The sequence below is a fragment of the Marivita lacus genome (genome assembly GCF_014637725.1).
Classification (GTDB): Bacteria; Pseudomonadota; Alphaproteobacteria; order Rhodobacterales; family Rhodobacteraceae; genus Marivita; species Marivita lacus.
Window position 1 is genome coordinate 1 of the sequence record NZ_BMFC01000030.1, and the last position, 14284, is coordinate 14284.

Annotated in this window: 13 protein-coding genes and 1 pseudogene; 3 read left to right on the forward strand and 11 right to left on the reverse strand. The window is 60.5% G+C overall.

Annotation, left to right across the window (positions count from 1 at the left end; genetic code table 11):
- Positions 1–95 (forward strand): IS3 family transposase (locus IEV82_RS24115; RefSeq protein ID WP_373285259.1); only part of this gene is annotated, 95 nt, incomplete at its 5' end.
- 144 nt (positions 96–239) lie between these two features.
- Here IEV82_RS24115 and IEV82_RS22730 read toward each other — a convergent pair.
- The gene (locus IEV82_RS22730; protein WP_188484378.1) at positions 240–512 is read right to left on the reverse strand and encodes a hypothetical protein; all 273 of its coding nucleotides are present in this window, start codon (positions 510–512) and stop codon (positions 240–242) included.
- Positions 513–768: 256 nt separating this feature from the next.
- On the opposite strand from IEV82_RS22730, the pseudogene IEV82_RS22735 reads away from it, so the two are divergent.
- Positions 769–933 (forward strand): annotated as a pseudogene (locus IEV82_RS22735) (transposase); the annotation flags it as partial.
- 151 nt (positions 934–1084) lie between these two features.
- Here IEV82_RS22735 and IEV82_RS22740 read toward each other — a convergent pair.
- The 4 genes from IEV82_RS22740 to IEV82_RS22755 form a co-directional block, all read right to left on the reverse strand.
- Positions 1085–1975, reverse strand: coding sequence for a sulfotransferase family 2 domain-containing protein (locus IEV82_RS22740; RefSeq protein ID WP_188484379.1), 891 nt, complete (start codon positions 1973–1975; stop codon positions 1085–1087).
- A 224-nt stretch (positions 1976–2199) separates the two neighbouring features.
- Positions 2200–4119, reverse strand: coding sequence for a DUF4214 domain-containing protein (locus tag IEV82_RS22745; protein ID WP_188484380.1), 1920 nt, complete (start codon positions 4117–4119; stop codon positions 2200–2202).
- Position 4120: 1 nt separating this feature from the next.
- Positions 4121–4573 carry a hypothetical protein gene (locus IEV82_RS22750; RefSeq protein WP_188484381.1) on the reverse strand — a complete coding sequence of 151 codons (453 nt, stop codon included), beginning with the start codon at positions 4571–4573 and terminating at the stop codon, positions 4121–4123.
- A gap of 737 nt (positions 4574–5310) precedes the next feature.
- A complete protein-coding gene (locus IEV82_RS22755; RefSeq protein ID WP_188484382.1) occupies positions 5311–7338 on the reverse strand; it encodes a laminin B domain-containing protein in 2028 nt (675 codons plus the stop codon).
- A gap of 228 nt (positions 7339–7566) precedes the next feature.
- On the opposite strand from IEV82_RS22755, the gene IEV82_RS22760 reads away from it, so the two are divergent.
- Entirely contained in the window at positions 7567–8949 is a 1383-nt protein-coding gene (locus tag IEV82_RS22760; protein ID WP_188484383.1) for a glycosyltransferase family 4 protein, read from the forward strand.
- Positions 8950–9007: 58 nt separating this feature from the next.
- Here the strand turns inward: IEV82_RS22760 and IEV82_RS22765 are convergent, their stop codons facing one another.
- The 6 genes from IEV82_RS22765 to IEV82_RS22790 form a co-directional block, all read right to left on the reverse strand.
- Positions 9008–9442 carry a type II toxin-antitoxin system MqsA family antitoxin gene (locus IEV82_RS22765; protein ID WP_188484384.1) on the reverse strand — a complete coding sequence of 145 codons (435 nt, stop codon included), beginning with the start codon at positions 9440–9442 and terminating at the stop codon, positions 9008–9010.
- Between the two features lies 1 nt (position 9443).
- Positions 9444–9743, reverse strand: coding sequence for a type II toxin-antitoxin system MqsR family toxin (locus IEV82_RS22770; RefSeq protein ID WP_188484385.1), 300 nt, complete (start codon positions 9741–9743; stop codon positions 9444–9446).
- Entirely contained in the window at positions 9743–9922 is a 180-nt protein-coding gene (locus IEV82_RS22775) for a hypothetical protein (RefSeq protein WP_188484386.1), read from the reverse strand. The genes IEV82_RS22770 and IEV82_RS22775 overlap by 1 nt, the downstream gene beginning before the upstream one ends.
- The gene (locus IEV82_RS22780; protein WP_188484387.1) at positions 9912–10160 is read right to left on the reverse strand and encodes a type II toxin-antitoxin system Phd/YefM family antitoxin; all 249 of its coding nucleotides are present in this window, start codon (positions 10158–10160) and stop codon (positions 9912–9914) included. Before IEV82_RS22780 ends, IEV82_RS22775 begins: the two co-directional genes overlap by 11 nt.
- 278 nt (positions 10161–10438) lie before the next feature.
- On the reverse strand, positions 10439–12349 hold the full coding sequence (locus IEV82_RS22785; protein WP_188484388.1) for an acyltransferase family protein: 1911 nt from the start codon (positions 12347–12349) through the stop codon (positions 10439–10441).
- A 224-nt stretch (positions 12350–12573) separates the two neighbouring features.
- On the reverse strand, positions 12574–13611 hold the full coding sequence (locus tag IEV82_RS22790; protein ID WP_188484389.1) for a replication initiator protein A: 1038 nt from the start codon (positions 13609–13611) through the stop codon (positions 12574–12576).
- Positions 13612–14284 lie beyond the last annotated feature (673 nt).

Sequence of the window (14284 nt, forward strand, 5' to 3'; positions counted from 1 at the left end):
ACTACATCGAGCGCTTCTACAATCCCAGGCGACGCCATTCCAAACTGGGCTACCTAAGCCCCATGGCGTTCGAGGACCGAGCTATGCAAACCTAACCCTGTGTCCACGAAATCGGCAGCAGGCCACAATCTTGAAGCCGAGCTGGAGCGCCGCCTGTCTCTACCGTTGGATCAGTGGGAACCAGTTGGAGACATTGCAGACGTGACGAAACGCACACGGGCACATCTTGTCGCAATAGCTCAAAAGACCTGATGCACTTTGTCAGGCATCCGTTCTTCGAACGGGACCTCATCGGTATTGTTGAGCACATTGTTAATGTCACCGACGGTGACATTGCGGCTGCGGACCGCCGGTTGGGTGAAGTTGATGTGCTTCTCCAAGCGATTGCTACGAACCCAATGTCCGGCGTTATGCTCAGCGGCAAACTCGAAGGATGGCTCGTGCGCCATGGAGGTACCGGTCACCAAATGACAATTGTGTTCAACCCGGATGTGGAAACTGGGCAGATACATCTCGCGCTCCTCACCTTCGGTGGACGCGATTGGATGAGACTAGCGTCAGCAAGGCAGTCGTTCACCGATTGCTTGAGCTGCAGTCGCGGACAGCGATTTCACTAAGTTTCGGGCAGTTTGACGGTTGGTCATTGCCAGCGATGTCGCGGCACTCTGTCGGTCTTGGAAGAGACCGGAGGGCAGCATGCCACGACGCAAGCAAGCCAAGCGAATGACCATGCAAGACATACGAACGATTTTTCGGCTGACACATGAACAGGGGCAGGTTCAAACCTGCATCGTGCATCTGCTGCGTCATTCCATGAGCTTTGCCAGCTACAACGACCGCAAGGCCATTTACACGGCCGTGGATGCCGAGGCGGCAGAGGCGGCGTTGACCGCATTCGAGCACAGCGACCTTGCCCGGCAATACCCCGAACTGGCGGCCGAAGCCTGCTTGTATCTTTCAAAATAGACCGGATCGATGAAACAGGAGACCGCGGAGTCAGACCCCCAACGCCTGCGCCACACCCATGTTGGTGCGGGCCACCGTAATCGGGCAGTGTCTTGCGCATGGCCTGCATGGCCCCGTGTCAGCAGTTCAGACCAGTTCGCGCCGCGTTCATGCGCTGCACCATCCGGTAAAGCGTGACATCCATGGCGAAATACTGCGCGATCAGGGTGTAGAGATCATCCGGAAGAAAACTGTCAACGGTGATCCGGCTGGGGTCTTGCAAATCGCAGGGTAGGATATCGCACGCCCCGGCCAAGGATATCTGGTCCGCATCCATGTCACGCGAGACATTCATCATGGGCAAGGGGATTTCCTGTCCGACATGCTTGCGCAGATCATCCACGAGACAGTCGAGCGCTTTGACATCATAGACATGTGTGAACGCAACATTGCCAAGCTGTTCGGATTGCGGCTGCCAATGAGGGTCCAACGCCTTGGGATCTTCATGCAGGATGAATGTCACGAATTCCCGAAAACTGATACCACGCTCGAAATCCTCGGGCGTCAGGTCATGCCGCCCGAAAACCGCACGATAGGCCGGGCCCACGGTCTCCTCGATCCGCGGCTCGTTCCGGTGCAGGACGAATTTCTCGACATAGGCGCTGACCAGCCGGTCGAACGGATCGCGGATCACCACAAAGCGCATCCAGCCCGGACCAGACAGCGCTCTGCGGATATTGCCTTCGGGCAGGTCTGCAAATTGCAGGCCGGTGGCGTTGGTGTCGAGCTTGACATGGATGTCTTCGTCCGGTTCCAGCACGACACCACCAAGGGCGGCAACCACCTGCTTGAGCGACGAACAGGCATTCTTGGCCAGTGGCAGGTAAATGAGCTTGAGGTCATCCACCAGCATCGCCTGCGATGTCGGAGACCGGTAGAGTGCATGAGAGAGCGGTGGGCAATGCGCGATTGGATGATCTTGGCTTGGCTCTGCGAGCAGCACCGGGTTTTGTTCCGGGAGGTCTTTCATCACGACATGCGACATATGCTGTAACCCACGCAAATATTGTCTTTTGGCAGAAATAGACAATAAAAATGAGTAAAAGTAATAATTTTTTTAATGTGACAACTTTTCTCCCACGCCAGGATCAAAATCCAAGCCTGTTGCCACAGCAAAAAGCCAACCGGATATGACACCGGCTGGCTTGCTCTGTACGAAACTTTTATAAAGACGGTGTATAAAGACCGTGCGGACTACATCGCGGAGAAATCGTCCAGCACACCGAGAAGCGGCATCAGGAAGTCGCCGTTCTCTGCACTCATTGCCGCCATGTAAAGTACCTCGACTGCATCCACAGCATCGCCAAGGCTCTCGGCACTGCCATCGAAGAGCGACATGACCTGGGCCGCGTCGTCCGTGTTGGACATGCCACGATGCACAGCGAAAAGAGCCCCCAGATCAGTCTTCTGATCGAGATAGGCACGGTCTTCACTGCCGTCCTGCACACCGTTCAAGATGGCCAAGATGAATTCGCCGCGCGTGACATTGGCGTCATCAAGTTGGGCTGCCCAGAACCGCAAACCGTCAATGTCGGGCGACCGGCCCAACACGTTGCCATAGACGTCAGAGACGAACTTGAGGTTATTCGAACCCTCTGGGTATGTGGCCAGCGTTTCCGGCTGCGTGGCGAATTCGGCAGCAATCGCTTCCAGCGACATGCCATTGGCGTGCGCCGTGCCCCAGAAGGCCAGACCAACCGCATCCGGCGCGCGGTTGAAATAGGCGATATACATCTCGACGAAGCTTTCGAAGGCCGCAGCATCGAGTGTCGTGTGACCGCCGAACTGCCGCAGGTCCATCGCCCCGCCGAACACTGGCAGGTCGGTGCCGAAATCGATCAGCTCCACATTGTCGAGCGCGATCGTGCCCAGTCCGCCATCGGTGCGGTCCGTCACGGTGACCCCATCCGGGCTGAACGTCATGGTGTAGTTCGTCTGGTTGCCGGCAAACGCAGCCGTGTCCACGCCGTCCAGACCGTCGATGCGCCCGATCCCTGCCACAGCCGTCAGCGCGGCATCATTGGCGGGGGTGCCTTCGAGAACGCCCGTGGCGCGGGGTTGCCCTGTACCATCGGAAAGTTCGGGAGTTTCGGGGGCATTCGGGTCCGGCACCGGCGGCTCCGGCTCGCTGACCACGGTTTCCAGTGTCCCTGCCCCGTCGACAAAGCTCATCTGCACGCTGATCGATTCACCACGGTCGTCTTCTGTGATCCGGTAGATATTGTCCGTGGCGCCCTCAATCGCATCCGCGCCCCGGAACCACTGGAAGCGCGCATCTGCCGGATCGAATCCGTCACGATCGAACACCGCATCGGTGCGTGCCAGCAGATCCGCCCCTTCGACCGGAAAGCCGAGGATGACCAGCTTGCCGATCGGTACGGAGTTCATGAATTCGGGTGGCTGTGTCGGGGTCTCGACCGGGTCTTCCGTGACCGGAGTCTCCGGGACGGGTGTTTCCGCGGGGGGCGGCGTCGTGCCCCCGGGAACTGCGGCTTCCGGTTTGCTGGTGATGGTCTCGCGAGAGCCGCCATTGTCGAGATAGGTCCACTGGACCGAGAGCTGCGCACCACGATCCGCTGTTCCGACAAGATAGGTCTGCGCGGTGGCGCCGGAAATCGGCGTGCCATCCCGCAGCCACTGGAACGAGGCGCTGCCGAAATTGATCCCATCCGCATCGGCGATGCCGTTCGGGCGGGCGATCAGGGTTTCGCCGACCAGTGCGTCGCCGAGAATGACCAGCGGGCCCACAGGATCAGAATTGTTCGGGTTTACGATACCGGGATCCAGCACCGGAGCGCTGACTATCGGGGAGGTTGTCGGCGCAGTGCCCGACACGGCAGGTTCGGGTTTGCTGGTGATCACCTCCAGCGTTCCGCCGTTGTCGGTATAGCTATAGCGCACGCTGATCTCGCTGCCGGTATCCATCGAGGACACCAGATAGCTCTGCTGGGTGGCCCCGAAGATCGGATCCCCGTTACGCAGCCACTGAAAGGCTTGGGTGGAATAGTTGATGCCATCCGCATCGGCGATGCCGTTCGGCCGGGCGATCAGGGTTTCGCCGATCAGGGCATCGCCCAGAATGACAAGGGGTCCTACGGGTGTAGAGTTGCTCACGTCAGTGCCTCCTAGCGATATGTTTCATGTTGCCCAGGACGGTCAGGAGACCATTCAGGGCAATGAGCGGTTTTTCCAACGCAGGTACATCCTCGCGGGGATGCAAAATCCGTGCCTGAGCTCGCTGGTTGGATACATTGATGTCGAAAACACCGACATCACGGCCGATGCCCGCAAATTCGAAGCCACCTTTATGTGCTATCTGCCCGTTGCCTTCTTCATGACGGTCTACGCCACCATCCCTGTCAGCGGCTTGGGTATCATCGAACCGCTTGGCTTCAAGGGAAGCTCCGTGCTCTTTCGGCAAATTTATGCGCAAATGTGGTTTTTCTACTATATATAGGGGCGTGTCGTTGCGGTATGCCGCACGCTGTTCGGACGACATGACAGACGCCAAATCCTTAAGATTTCGCAAAGATTCCGTCCGATCAACTTGTGCAGGCTCAAATGACACGCCAGCATCCTTCTTGTGTCGGCTTCCGGGAAAGCTCTGCTTTTCCCGGCACCGTTAGCCACCGAAACCGTCTGATGATGGGATGGCTAAGCGAAAACTTGGGCGCAATCATGGTGGCAATAAGATTCCGAACCTCGGAATTACGGACAAATTTAGGCTTCTGTCGCGGCATCGGCTGTCATCGCGGATTGAACGTCTGGTGTCAGGAACGAAAGCAGACTCAGTGCAAGCAACACCACCTGCCCCGTGACCGCGTAAACGACCAAACAGGCAAGGATCCCATATCCGCTCAGGGCTGCAAAAACACAGACAGCAAGCGAAACGAAGATCGAACTCAAAAGGCGAGGAAGAAGACCCATTGTCATTCCCATCTTTGCCACGTCTCTCAGCGCAACCCGAAGACCCAGGGTGCCGATGATCGACGACCAGCGCGTTGCGTCTTTTGATCAATGCAGGGATGGGGATCGCGAGACCAGCTGTCGTGATTGCCTAGCCATTTGGACAGGTCTCCGACAACACGCGGGAGTCCTGTCTCTGCGCTGCATCGAAAGTCCGTGCAATTTTGATAGAATGATCGATCCAATCAAACGCTTGAATGCAATGAAGAATCTGTGGGATGCAGGCTCTTGGACTGGGGCGATTTGGACGTTGTGGGCCCCGGCGCAGAACCGGAGCCAGCACAAGAAAATGCCAGCGGGATATGTCTCCGCTGGTACATGTTGTCACAACGGCCCCCCTCACATCATGAACGGATCATCCACCACGCCAACAAGCGGCATCAGGAACTCGCCGGCCAGAGGGTCGAGTGCGACGGCGTAATCGGCGTCCATCTCGGCGCGGGCGGCCTGGACGCTGGCAGGCGTGCCGTCGAACAGCGCCATGCTGTCGCGGGCGTCATCGACATCGCTCATGCCGAGGATGACCGCGTAGTAGATCCCGAGATCGGTCTTGGTCTCGAGATATTGCGCATCCAGCGCCCGCTGCGCGATGGTCTCGGCGCTGTCACCCGGTTGCGCGGGCGCGTCCACCCCTTCGAGCAGTTCGAGAATGAACTGGCTCTTGGTGACGAACCCGCCATCCAGCGCGCCCACCCAGAAGTCGAGCCCCGCCTGATCGAACTGGCGCCCCAGCACGTTCTGGTAGACCTGCTGCGCAAAACCGGCATTGTCGGTCAGATCCGGATAGGCCGCCTGCGTTTCCGGCTGGGTGAAGAAATCGTCCGCGATCTGTTCCAGTGTCAGCTGCCCCTTGGCCAGCACCGTGCCCCAGAAGAACAGCCCCACCGCGTCAGGCGCGCGGTCGAAATAGGCGATGTAGATCTCCACGAAGGTGCGGAAATCCTCGGGGGTGAGGGTGGCGAAATCGGCGAACTGGCGCAGGTCGAAGAGCGTGAGATCCCCTGCCCCGCCATCGAACGTGCTGCCCCCCTCGAAGTCGAGGAACTCGAACCCATTAAGCGTGTCCGTGCCGTCGCCCGCGTCGCGGCGATCATCCAGCACAAAGCCATCGGGCGTGATCTGCAGCGTGTAGCTGTCCTGATCGCCCGAGTAGCGCGCGGTGTCCGTGCCCTCGCCGCCCGTGAGCGTGTCATTGCCCGGACCCCCCGTCAGCGTGTCATCGCCGCCACCCCCCGAGAGCTCATCCGCGCCGGTGGTCCCGGTCAGCGTGTCGGGACCGTTGCCACCCGCCTGTGAGAAATCCTCGAGCAGCTGCCCCGCACCCAGAAGCGCAAAATCGTCCAGTCCGGCGGTGTCGGAGCCGTTGCGGTATTCGCCCCGGATCTCGATGGAGTCGAGATCGGCCAGCACCGCAGTGATCTCGGCATTGGTGGCGGCAAGACCTGTTGCGGGATCGAACCAACCCCCGCTGGTGTCGAGCGCAATGGAATAGTCGGTCCAGTCGAGACCCGGCTGCGTATCTGCGGGCAGGTCGATCACCAGCTCGCGCCCATCCGTGGCAATGAGCTTGGCGTCGATATCGTCGAACTGGCTGCTCAGGCTGGTCTGGAACAGGGAATAGTTCAGCGATCCACCCGAGAAGGCGGTGTAATCGCCGGAAAACGCCACCGGAGTCTTGAAGAACCAGACATCGCCCGTGGGCCTGTCGGAGGCGCGCAGATAGCCGTTGGTCTTGCCCCCCGTGGGCACCCAGACCGCGTCCTGACCGTCTGCGGTGATGCGCCAGCCATCATCGCCGGTGGCAAAGCCGTCGCGATAGGGCGCGGGCGTGCCTGCCCCGCCGCCGCCAGCCCCCGGGAGCGAGGTCAGCGTGACTTCGTCCAGCTGGGCCGAGTCCGGTCCCGTCCGGTATTCGCCCCGGATCTGGAGCGCCTGTACATCGCCCAGAACTGCCACGATCTCGGCATCGGTGAGCACGGCATCGGTCACCAGGTCGAACCAGCCCGCCAATGCGGTCAGGCTGATGCTGTAATCGGTCCAGTCCTCACCGGGGTTCTCGTCGACCGGGAAATCGAACCCGATGGAGCGGTCGGCCCCCACGAGGATCACATCAACGCGGTCGAACTGGCTCGTCGCGCTGGACTGGCGGATGGTGTAGTCCAGCGTGCCCCCCGCAAAGAGCGACAGATCGCCGGTAAAGGGCGCGCCGCCCACGAAGTACCAGGTATCGCCCGACACGCGATCAAAGGCCTCGACATAGCCGCCATCTGCACCGCTCGGGGGAACATGGGTGAAATCGCGCGCATCGGCATTGGTGCTCCAGCCGCCGTCATTGGTGTTGAAATTTTCGGAGAGAATTGTGGGCATGAAACCAAATACCTTTTGACAATCAATTTGATACGATGGGGCATCATTTGGGGAACAATTCGGGTCTGTAAAGAGGATTTTGAACCGACCCGCTCACATCTGTTCGAACCCGTGTTTGAGTCCGGGCACCCGGTGGTCGCGAACACCCGGACAGGCCGCATAGACCTCGCGCGCCACTTGCCGTAACACCTTCGGCCAAGGATCAGAGGGTCAGGACGGCAGGAACAGATGGCGCAGGTTTTCTTCGATGTCAGCGACATCGTCACCTATATCCGCGAGCACCGGTCCGTCAGCGGCATCCAGCGCGCCGCCGTGCGCATCATCGCGCAGGCGGTGCGGCTGCGTCGGGATGACGTGTTCCTGAGTTTTTACCATCCGGTCAAAAAAGCCTATCTCACCTGTCCCGCCACCGATCTGATCGACGCTCTGGGGACGTTCGACATCGAAGCCCTGGCCCCGGCGCTTGGGGTGCGGTCTTTGAAGGCCCCGGTTCCGGCACAGTTCCTCGACCGCTACCGGGACCAACCGTACAAGCAGGCGGTGCATGTCGTACGGATGCGTCTGGCCGGCAGGCTGGGCAAACCCCGCTATTTCGACAAGCGTGGTCTGGATTTCGACCTCTGGCAAAAGCTCTACAGCCCGCGCAAGGCGATCAAGCCAGTGGCGTTGCGCCCCTTCGCAGATGTGGCCCAACCCGGCGACACAGTCTGCGGTCTGGGCGCCATCTGGGGGCGGGGCAAGGTGGAAACCGCGTTTCGCCGCGCGCATGCGCGCGGTGTTCGGGTGTTCCTGCTGGTGCATGACCTCATCCCGATGAAACTGCCCGGACAGGCTGACCCGAAGGCCGCAAAAAGCTATCACAATTGGCTGCTGGGCTCGGCCGAGTATGTGACCGGCTACCTGGCCAATTCCGAAGCCACCGCGCAGGATTTGCGGGAGTTCCTTTCCGAACAAGGACTTGAGGGCAAGGTCCATGTCACGCCATTGGCGCAGGCGGGTGTTGGCGCCACACTCGACGGCCCCCCTGCCCTCAGCCCCTTGGTGCATGAGGCCACGACCGTGCCCTATGTGCTCTGCGTCGGCACGATCGAGCCGCGCAAGAACCTCTGGCGGCTGGTGCAGGTCTGGGCACGGCTGGCACAGCGCAGCGACCTGGAGCTGCCGCGCCTCGTGCTCGCGGGCAAGCGCGGCTGGCTGACGAACGGGTTCCTCGCGATGCTGGAGCGCACCGGGGGTTTGGGCGGCTGGGTGATCTGGCTCGACGCGCCCAATGATGCCGAGCTTGACCACCTTTATCGCCACTGCCTTTTTACCGCGACGGTGAGCCTTTACGAAGGCTGGGGCCTGCCGATCGGCGAGGGGCTGAGCTACGGCAAGACCGGGGTGGTGTCGCAGACCGCGTCCATGCCCGAGGTGGGTGGCGACATGGTGGTCTATTGCGACCCTGCATCGATGCAGAGCATGGAGGCCGCGGTGCTGCGCTGTCTGGATGTGTCGGACCGCGCAGCATTGGAGGCGCGGATCGCCCAGACCAAGCTGCGCAGCTGGGACGATGTGGGGCAGGATGTGATGGCCGCGCTGGAGGGGCCATCCCCTTGCAGTACATGTTGAGCTCCGGGGAAATGTCTGCGGGCTCCGTGTCTTGGTCGTAGAAGGGCAGCGTGTGAGGTCAAGCCATATGCTGCTCACCCAGAAGTTCGCTGAGGCGTTCTGGGTTGTTCGACAAAAGGCGTAGCGCCGTGTCAGCGGCCTTGCTTAACAAGACGTCTCCAGATTCGTACTTCTGAAACGCATTTGGTCCACCACCGATCAAGCGACCGGCCTCACGCTGCGAAAGCCCCAGCTTCTTACGCGCCGCTCGGACCTGGCCCGGAGTCATCACGCCGGCCTCGCGGGCTTTCATCGTGTTGATCGCGCGATCCGACACCTGCATGTCCTTGGCATCATGGATACCCTGATCCGCAGTAGGGTCGTCGGCTGGATACCAGCCTGGCAGCTCGATCGTTTCGTTTTGGGACCGAAAAGTGAATGTGACGGTGCGAATACCGCGAACGAGTGTTGCACCAGTCTCCGGATGCACCCTTGTTTTGTCGACAGCAGCCATCTCACCCCTCCTTGAAGGACGTGCAGGTAAACTCAGCGACGGTGTCCTGCACGAACTTGATGTAGATCTCGTAACCATCAGCTCGCCCGTGGTAGACATCCATCCAAACCCTGTGGTTCTGATACGTTGTCATAGACTTGTAGAAATCACGGCGCGTAAGGCCCTTGATGACGTCAATCATGTCGTCGCGGGTCATTCCCATCTCTGCCGCACCCCGTATGGCAGAGTTCGTGATCCCCATCGTCGAGCCAGCGGAAGACTGAATAGATCCGAGATCGTATGTTGGTTTCTTCTTCTCCATCAAATAGCACCATAATGGTGTATCTTCAAGAGGTCCAGCGCATCTGATCCCAAAGCCGTCGGCCCATGTGGCTCGATCAGGCGTCCCGTCCGCTTCTTCCTGAATTGGGCACGAACCGTTGCGCCCAGCTTGCCCCATTCCCTGACGACTTCGGTCTTGAAGCGCTGCTCATAGGGCATTCCGATCAACCGGTACTTCGGCCATATCGCGACGCTCATCGGCAACAGCGTTCAACTCTGCATCTTCCAGACGGTCCAGCATCGCTTCGTATGCGGCCACAGGCACACAATAGAATGCCGCCCGGTTGCGGTTGAGGATCGCAATTGCATGCCCCTCTGCAGCCGCCAACGTGCCCATCGGATCACGCTTCAGCTCGGTCACACTGGCGGTTCTGTCGGCATAGATACGTTGGGGCATAACGGAGACTCCTTTTTTCATGTCAAGAGCAATGCTTTTTAAAGCACTCTGTAATGATCTTCAAAGAAGTCGATCCATTCAGAGGAGCCCTACCATTCCCCCGCCTGCTGGGCCCGTTTCTTGCGAAAGCCCGGGAAGGTCATTTGCGGATTTCGCACCCAGGGCCGCTCCATTGCGCAATGCCTCGCAAGACTGGACGTCACCTTCGCTCGTAAAGTTAGGTGTCGCCTGGCAGCTGTCCGAAACATGTCCGAATGGTTGTGACGCCGGACATGCCCTCACCACCAGACCCGCCGATGGTCGATGACCTCCAGAAACCGGTCCTTGAGCAGGCTCGCACCGTAGACATTCAGATGATCGCTGTCCCGCATCGTGAAAACACCATCGACGGAGGGATGACAGGTCTCTTGGGCCTCCGGACACAGGGTGTCGAAAATGTGCAGAATCCGCAGGTTGTCATGCGCGTCGACCAAGCTGTCCAGGGCGGTCTCGACCTCGGACACCGGTTGGAGGATCCGGGCGCGCGGCACGGCGCAGGACTGTGCGTCCTCACGGTTGCAGGCGCGGATGTCGGGAAAGCTGTAAGCGGGCGGTGGGCCGGAGACCACAACCTTGACCGACCGCTCGGCCATCTGGTCGATGAACGGCTTCAGAGAGGGGATCCAGGTGTTCAGCACGCCAGGCAACACGGATGTCGGCTCGGTGCGCGTCAGGTAGAGACGGCTGATCAGCACGATGTCACCGGGGCTCAGCTCTGGAAGCATCCGTTCGACCAGTGCCTGCCGCGAACTGGGCGTGTCTGTCTTTGGCGGTGGAAAAACCTGACCAACGGTTTCGACAAGATGAAACCCGATGCCACGCTCCTGGTGGAGCTGGACCAGAAGCCCCTGGAAATGCCCGGCATGGGAATCTCCCAGCGCCCAGATCGTCGGCGCATCGCTGCCCGGCTCGGGCGGGAAGGTGCATGTGTCGAACGTGTCCGCCTCGAGACGGCGGCGGTCATCATCGACCACGCAGGTCGGATCGAAGGGCGCGCCGGATGGCAGGGGCAGGGTGTTGATTTCCAAGGCCAGCGCCGGGGGTGCGTCGGGGGGCGCGAAGGGACGGGCAAGCGAAAGCGTGACCGCGGCTCCGATCGCCAGGCCTGAGGCCAGCATCCCGGAGATCGCAACGCGCCCGCGCCCCGACGACCATGTGCTGTGCCGCAACGGCTGTTCGACAAGGTGATAGGACAGCATGGACAGACCGAACAAGAGCGCGATCAAGACTGCAGGGTGTGTCCAGACCGCGTCGGGGGACAGCCGTTCGAACACCAGGAGCGGCCAATGCCAGAGGTAAAGCGTGTAGGACAAGCGCCCCAGATAGGTCGCCAGAGCATTGTCGAGCAGCCGGGACCGGTCCGGAGCGGCGATCAGCAGCACGGCGAGACCGACAACCAGGGTGGTCAGCACCCGTGGATCGGGGAATGCCAGCGCCATCGCCGCCAGAAGTCCGAGCAGGATCAGGCCCTGCCATCCGATCCAGCGGCGGGCCAATGGTGCTGCGGTGCCCCGGGATGTCAGGACAAGCGCCAGCATCACCCCTGCTCCCAATTCCCAGAACCGGGTATGCAGCAGGTAGAACGAGGCAACGGGCTGCGTGGCGCGCAGGGCAAGGAAGGCCGCAAAGGACAAGACCGACAAAACACCGATGACCCAGAGCAGCCGACCCGGTGGTGCCCGCAGCAGGACCCAGGCGAGCGCGGGCAAGAGCAGGTAGAACTGCTCTTCGATGCCAAGCGACCACATATGGGTAAAGGCATTGAAGCCGGTGTCGGTGGCGAAATAATCGAGTTGCTGAAAATAGAGGTGGATGTTGGCCGCACCGATCAGCCCGGCCAATCCGGTCCAGAGCGAGGTCGCAGGATCGGGGTCGATCACCAGAAGGGCGACGGAGGACAGCGCCACGCAGAGGATCAGCCCCGGCATGAGCCGTTTGATGCGCCGCGTGTAAAAGCCTCGCAGAAAGCCGCCGAAGGGCTGGGAGGCGTTGCCCATCAGGGACAGCGCGATCACGTAGCCCGAGATGACGAAGAACACGTCGACCCCCAGGAACCCTGAGGACAAGGCCGTCGGATCGGCATGGTTGACGATCACGGCGAGCACGGCAAAGGCCCGCAGGCCGTCGATGTCCTGGCGGTAGATATTCATGGGATGTGTTGGAGTGCTTGGTCGGAGTTGGGTGTGCACCCGCTCTACGCGAGAGCGCTGCGTATCACAACACGGTGAGCGGGAAAGTGCCGCAAGGTCAGCCTGTCATTTCAGCAAGAGTCGCTGATCGGAAGATGGCAGGAAATAGAGGCGCTTTCTTCCGCTTCTTATCACTGCGCCATCACGGCAGGATTTCGGTCTGAGCACTCCTGTGCAGTCGGAGGTCAAGGCTCCCCGCGCTGCTGGGCCCATTTCTTGCAGAACCCCAGGAAGGCCATTTCCGGATTGCGCGGCGTGCTGCTGGCCCAGGCGCGCCATTCGGCCTCGATGACATGCACGTCCCAGCCGGGGGCTGCGGCGCGGGCCATGTCGTAGACCTCCGGGTCGAGTGCCGGGATCTCGACCGCGTCGGAGCGGTCGTCGCCCACGGTGCCGCGGGAGCGGGCGATGAGCTGGTCCTTCACGTCATCGATGCGGATCTCGTAATCCGGCATGTGCCTGTATTCTTCATCCTCCTTGGCGATGGCCAGGACGAGGCGGCGGAATTCGCGCAAGGTGGAGCCTGATCCGCATTTCTTCTGCAGCACCGCCATGGACACGCGCCATTCCTTCTGGCGGCCGCAATGCTTGCGCGCCAGCTCGTAGATGCGCCGCTCGAGCGGTTTGCGCAGACGGAAATACTCGCGGCTGAGCGTCAGCACCTCCTGCGCGCGGATCGCGTTGAAGACCCAGTCCGAAAGCTTGACCTCGACCTCCTGCATCCGCCCGTCGCGGGTTTCGCGCACGATGCGGGCGCGTTCGATGAGGCCGAAGGTCTCGAAGATCTCCTGCCCGCCGGTGGTGATGTTGGTGGAGATGCGGGTGCCTGCGAGCCGTTCCATCGCGGCCTTCAGGAGGTTGTAGCCGCGCCCGGTGGTCATGCGGTTGGTGGCCTTGAGCAGGTCCGCGGCCTGGAAACGGATGACCTGCTGGGGTTCCTTGCCGTCGTTCATGCCCTTGATGAGCGCGGAGATGCAGTAGATCAGGATGTCCCGGTCATGCACCGTGGCGAGCCCGTCGACCGAGGGCTTGATGTCGATGGTGACGCCGTTGTGCTCATAACGGCGGGGCCGTGTGTCGGGTTTGGTCGAGAGCGAGAAGATCGGGTGCTCCATCGACCCCATGTCGCCCTTGGGAGCGGCATCGAGGATGTCGCAGACAAAGAAATCCCCCTGCGGATGGCGATCCGGCAGCAGCGGATAGGCAGTTGGCCCGGTGGACATGGCACGCTCCTCAACGACACTTCACACACAGAGCACCGTACAACGACATTTCACACACGCCAAGACCGAAACGACATTTCACACACGGTGCCTTCGACACTTCACACACGCTTCAGCCCGAAAACACGAGTCGCCTCAAGGGGTTATCCACAGGCTTTCAGGCGGGACCTCAGCTTGATTCGGGAAGCACCACTCTACACACGGTGAATCACCACTTTACACACGCAGAATCACCACTTTACACACAGGGGGTCTCTGGAAGTGATTGAAGTTGCTGGGGAAAAGCGGCCTCAAAGAAGGCTTAACACGAGTCTAACACTTATTAACACTCAGGAGGGCTAACGGAATGCTGCCAAAGGGCAGTGAACAGACGGATGCCGTTCGGCCTTTTTGCCGTGAAGGAAAGACGGCGCATCTTGCGGGCAAGGCCCTGATGAGCAGAGGTTTTTCCGGGTGTTGTCGTTGGCGCCCGGCCGGAGACTTGCCGGCCAGGTCACGCGCATGGTCTTCGTGTCAGCCTTGGTCGTTGTTGTCTGACAGGGTGATTGAACTGATGCGGTGGATGCCCCCACCCGCCGGCATCGGATACCATGACGGTTCTATACTCGCTTAGTGGAGGGCACATCGATGACATCAAAGATCAGTGTTTTGGCAATCGACTTGGCAAAAGGCA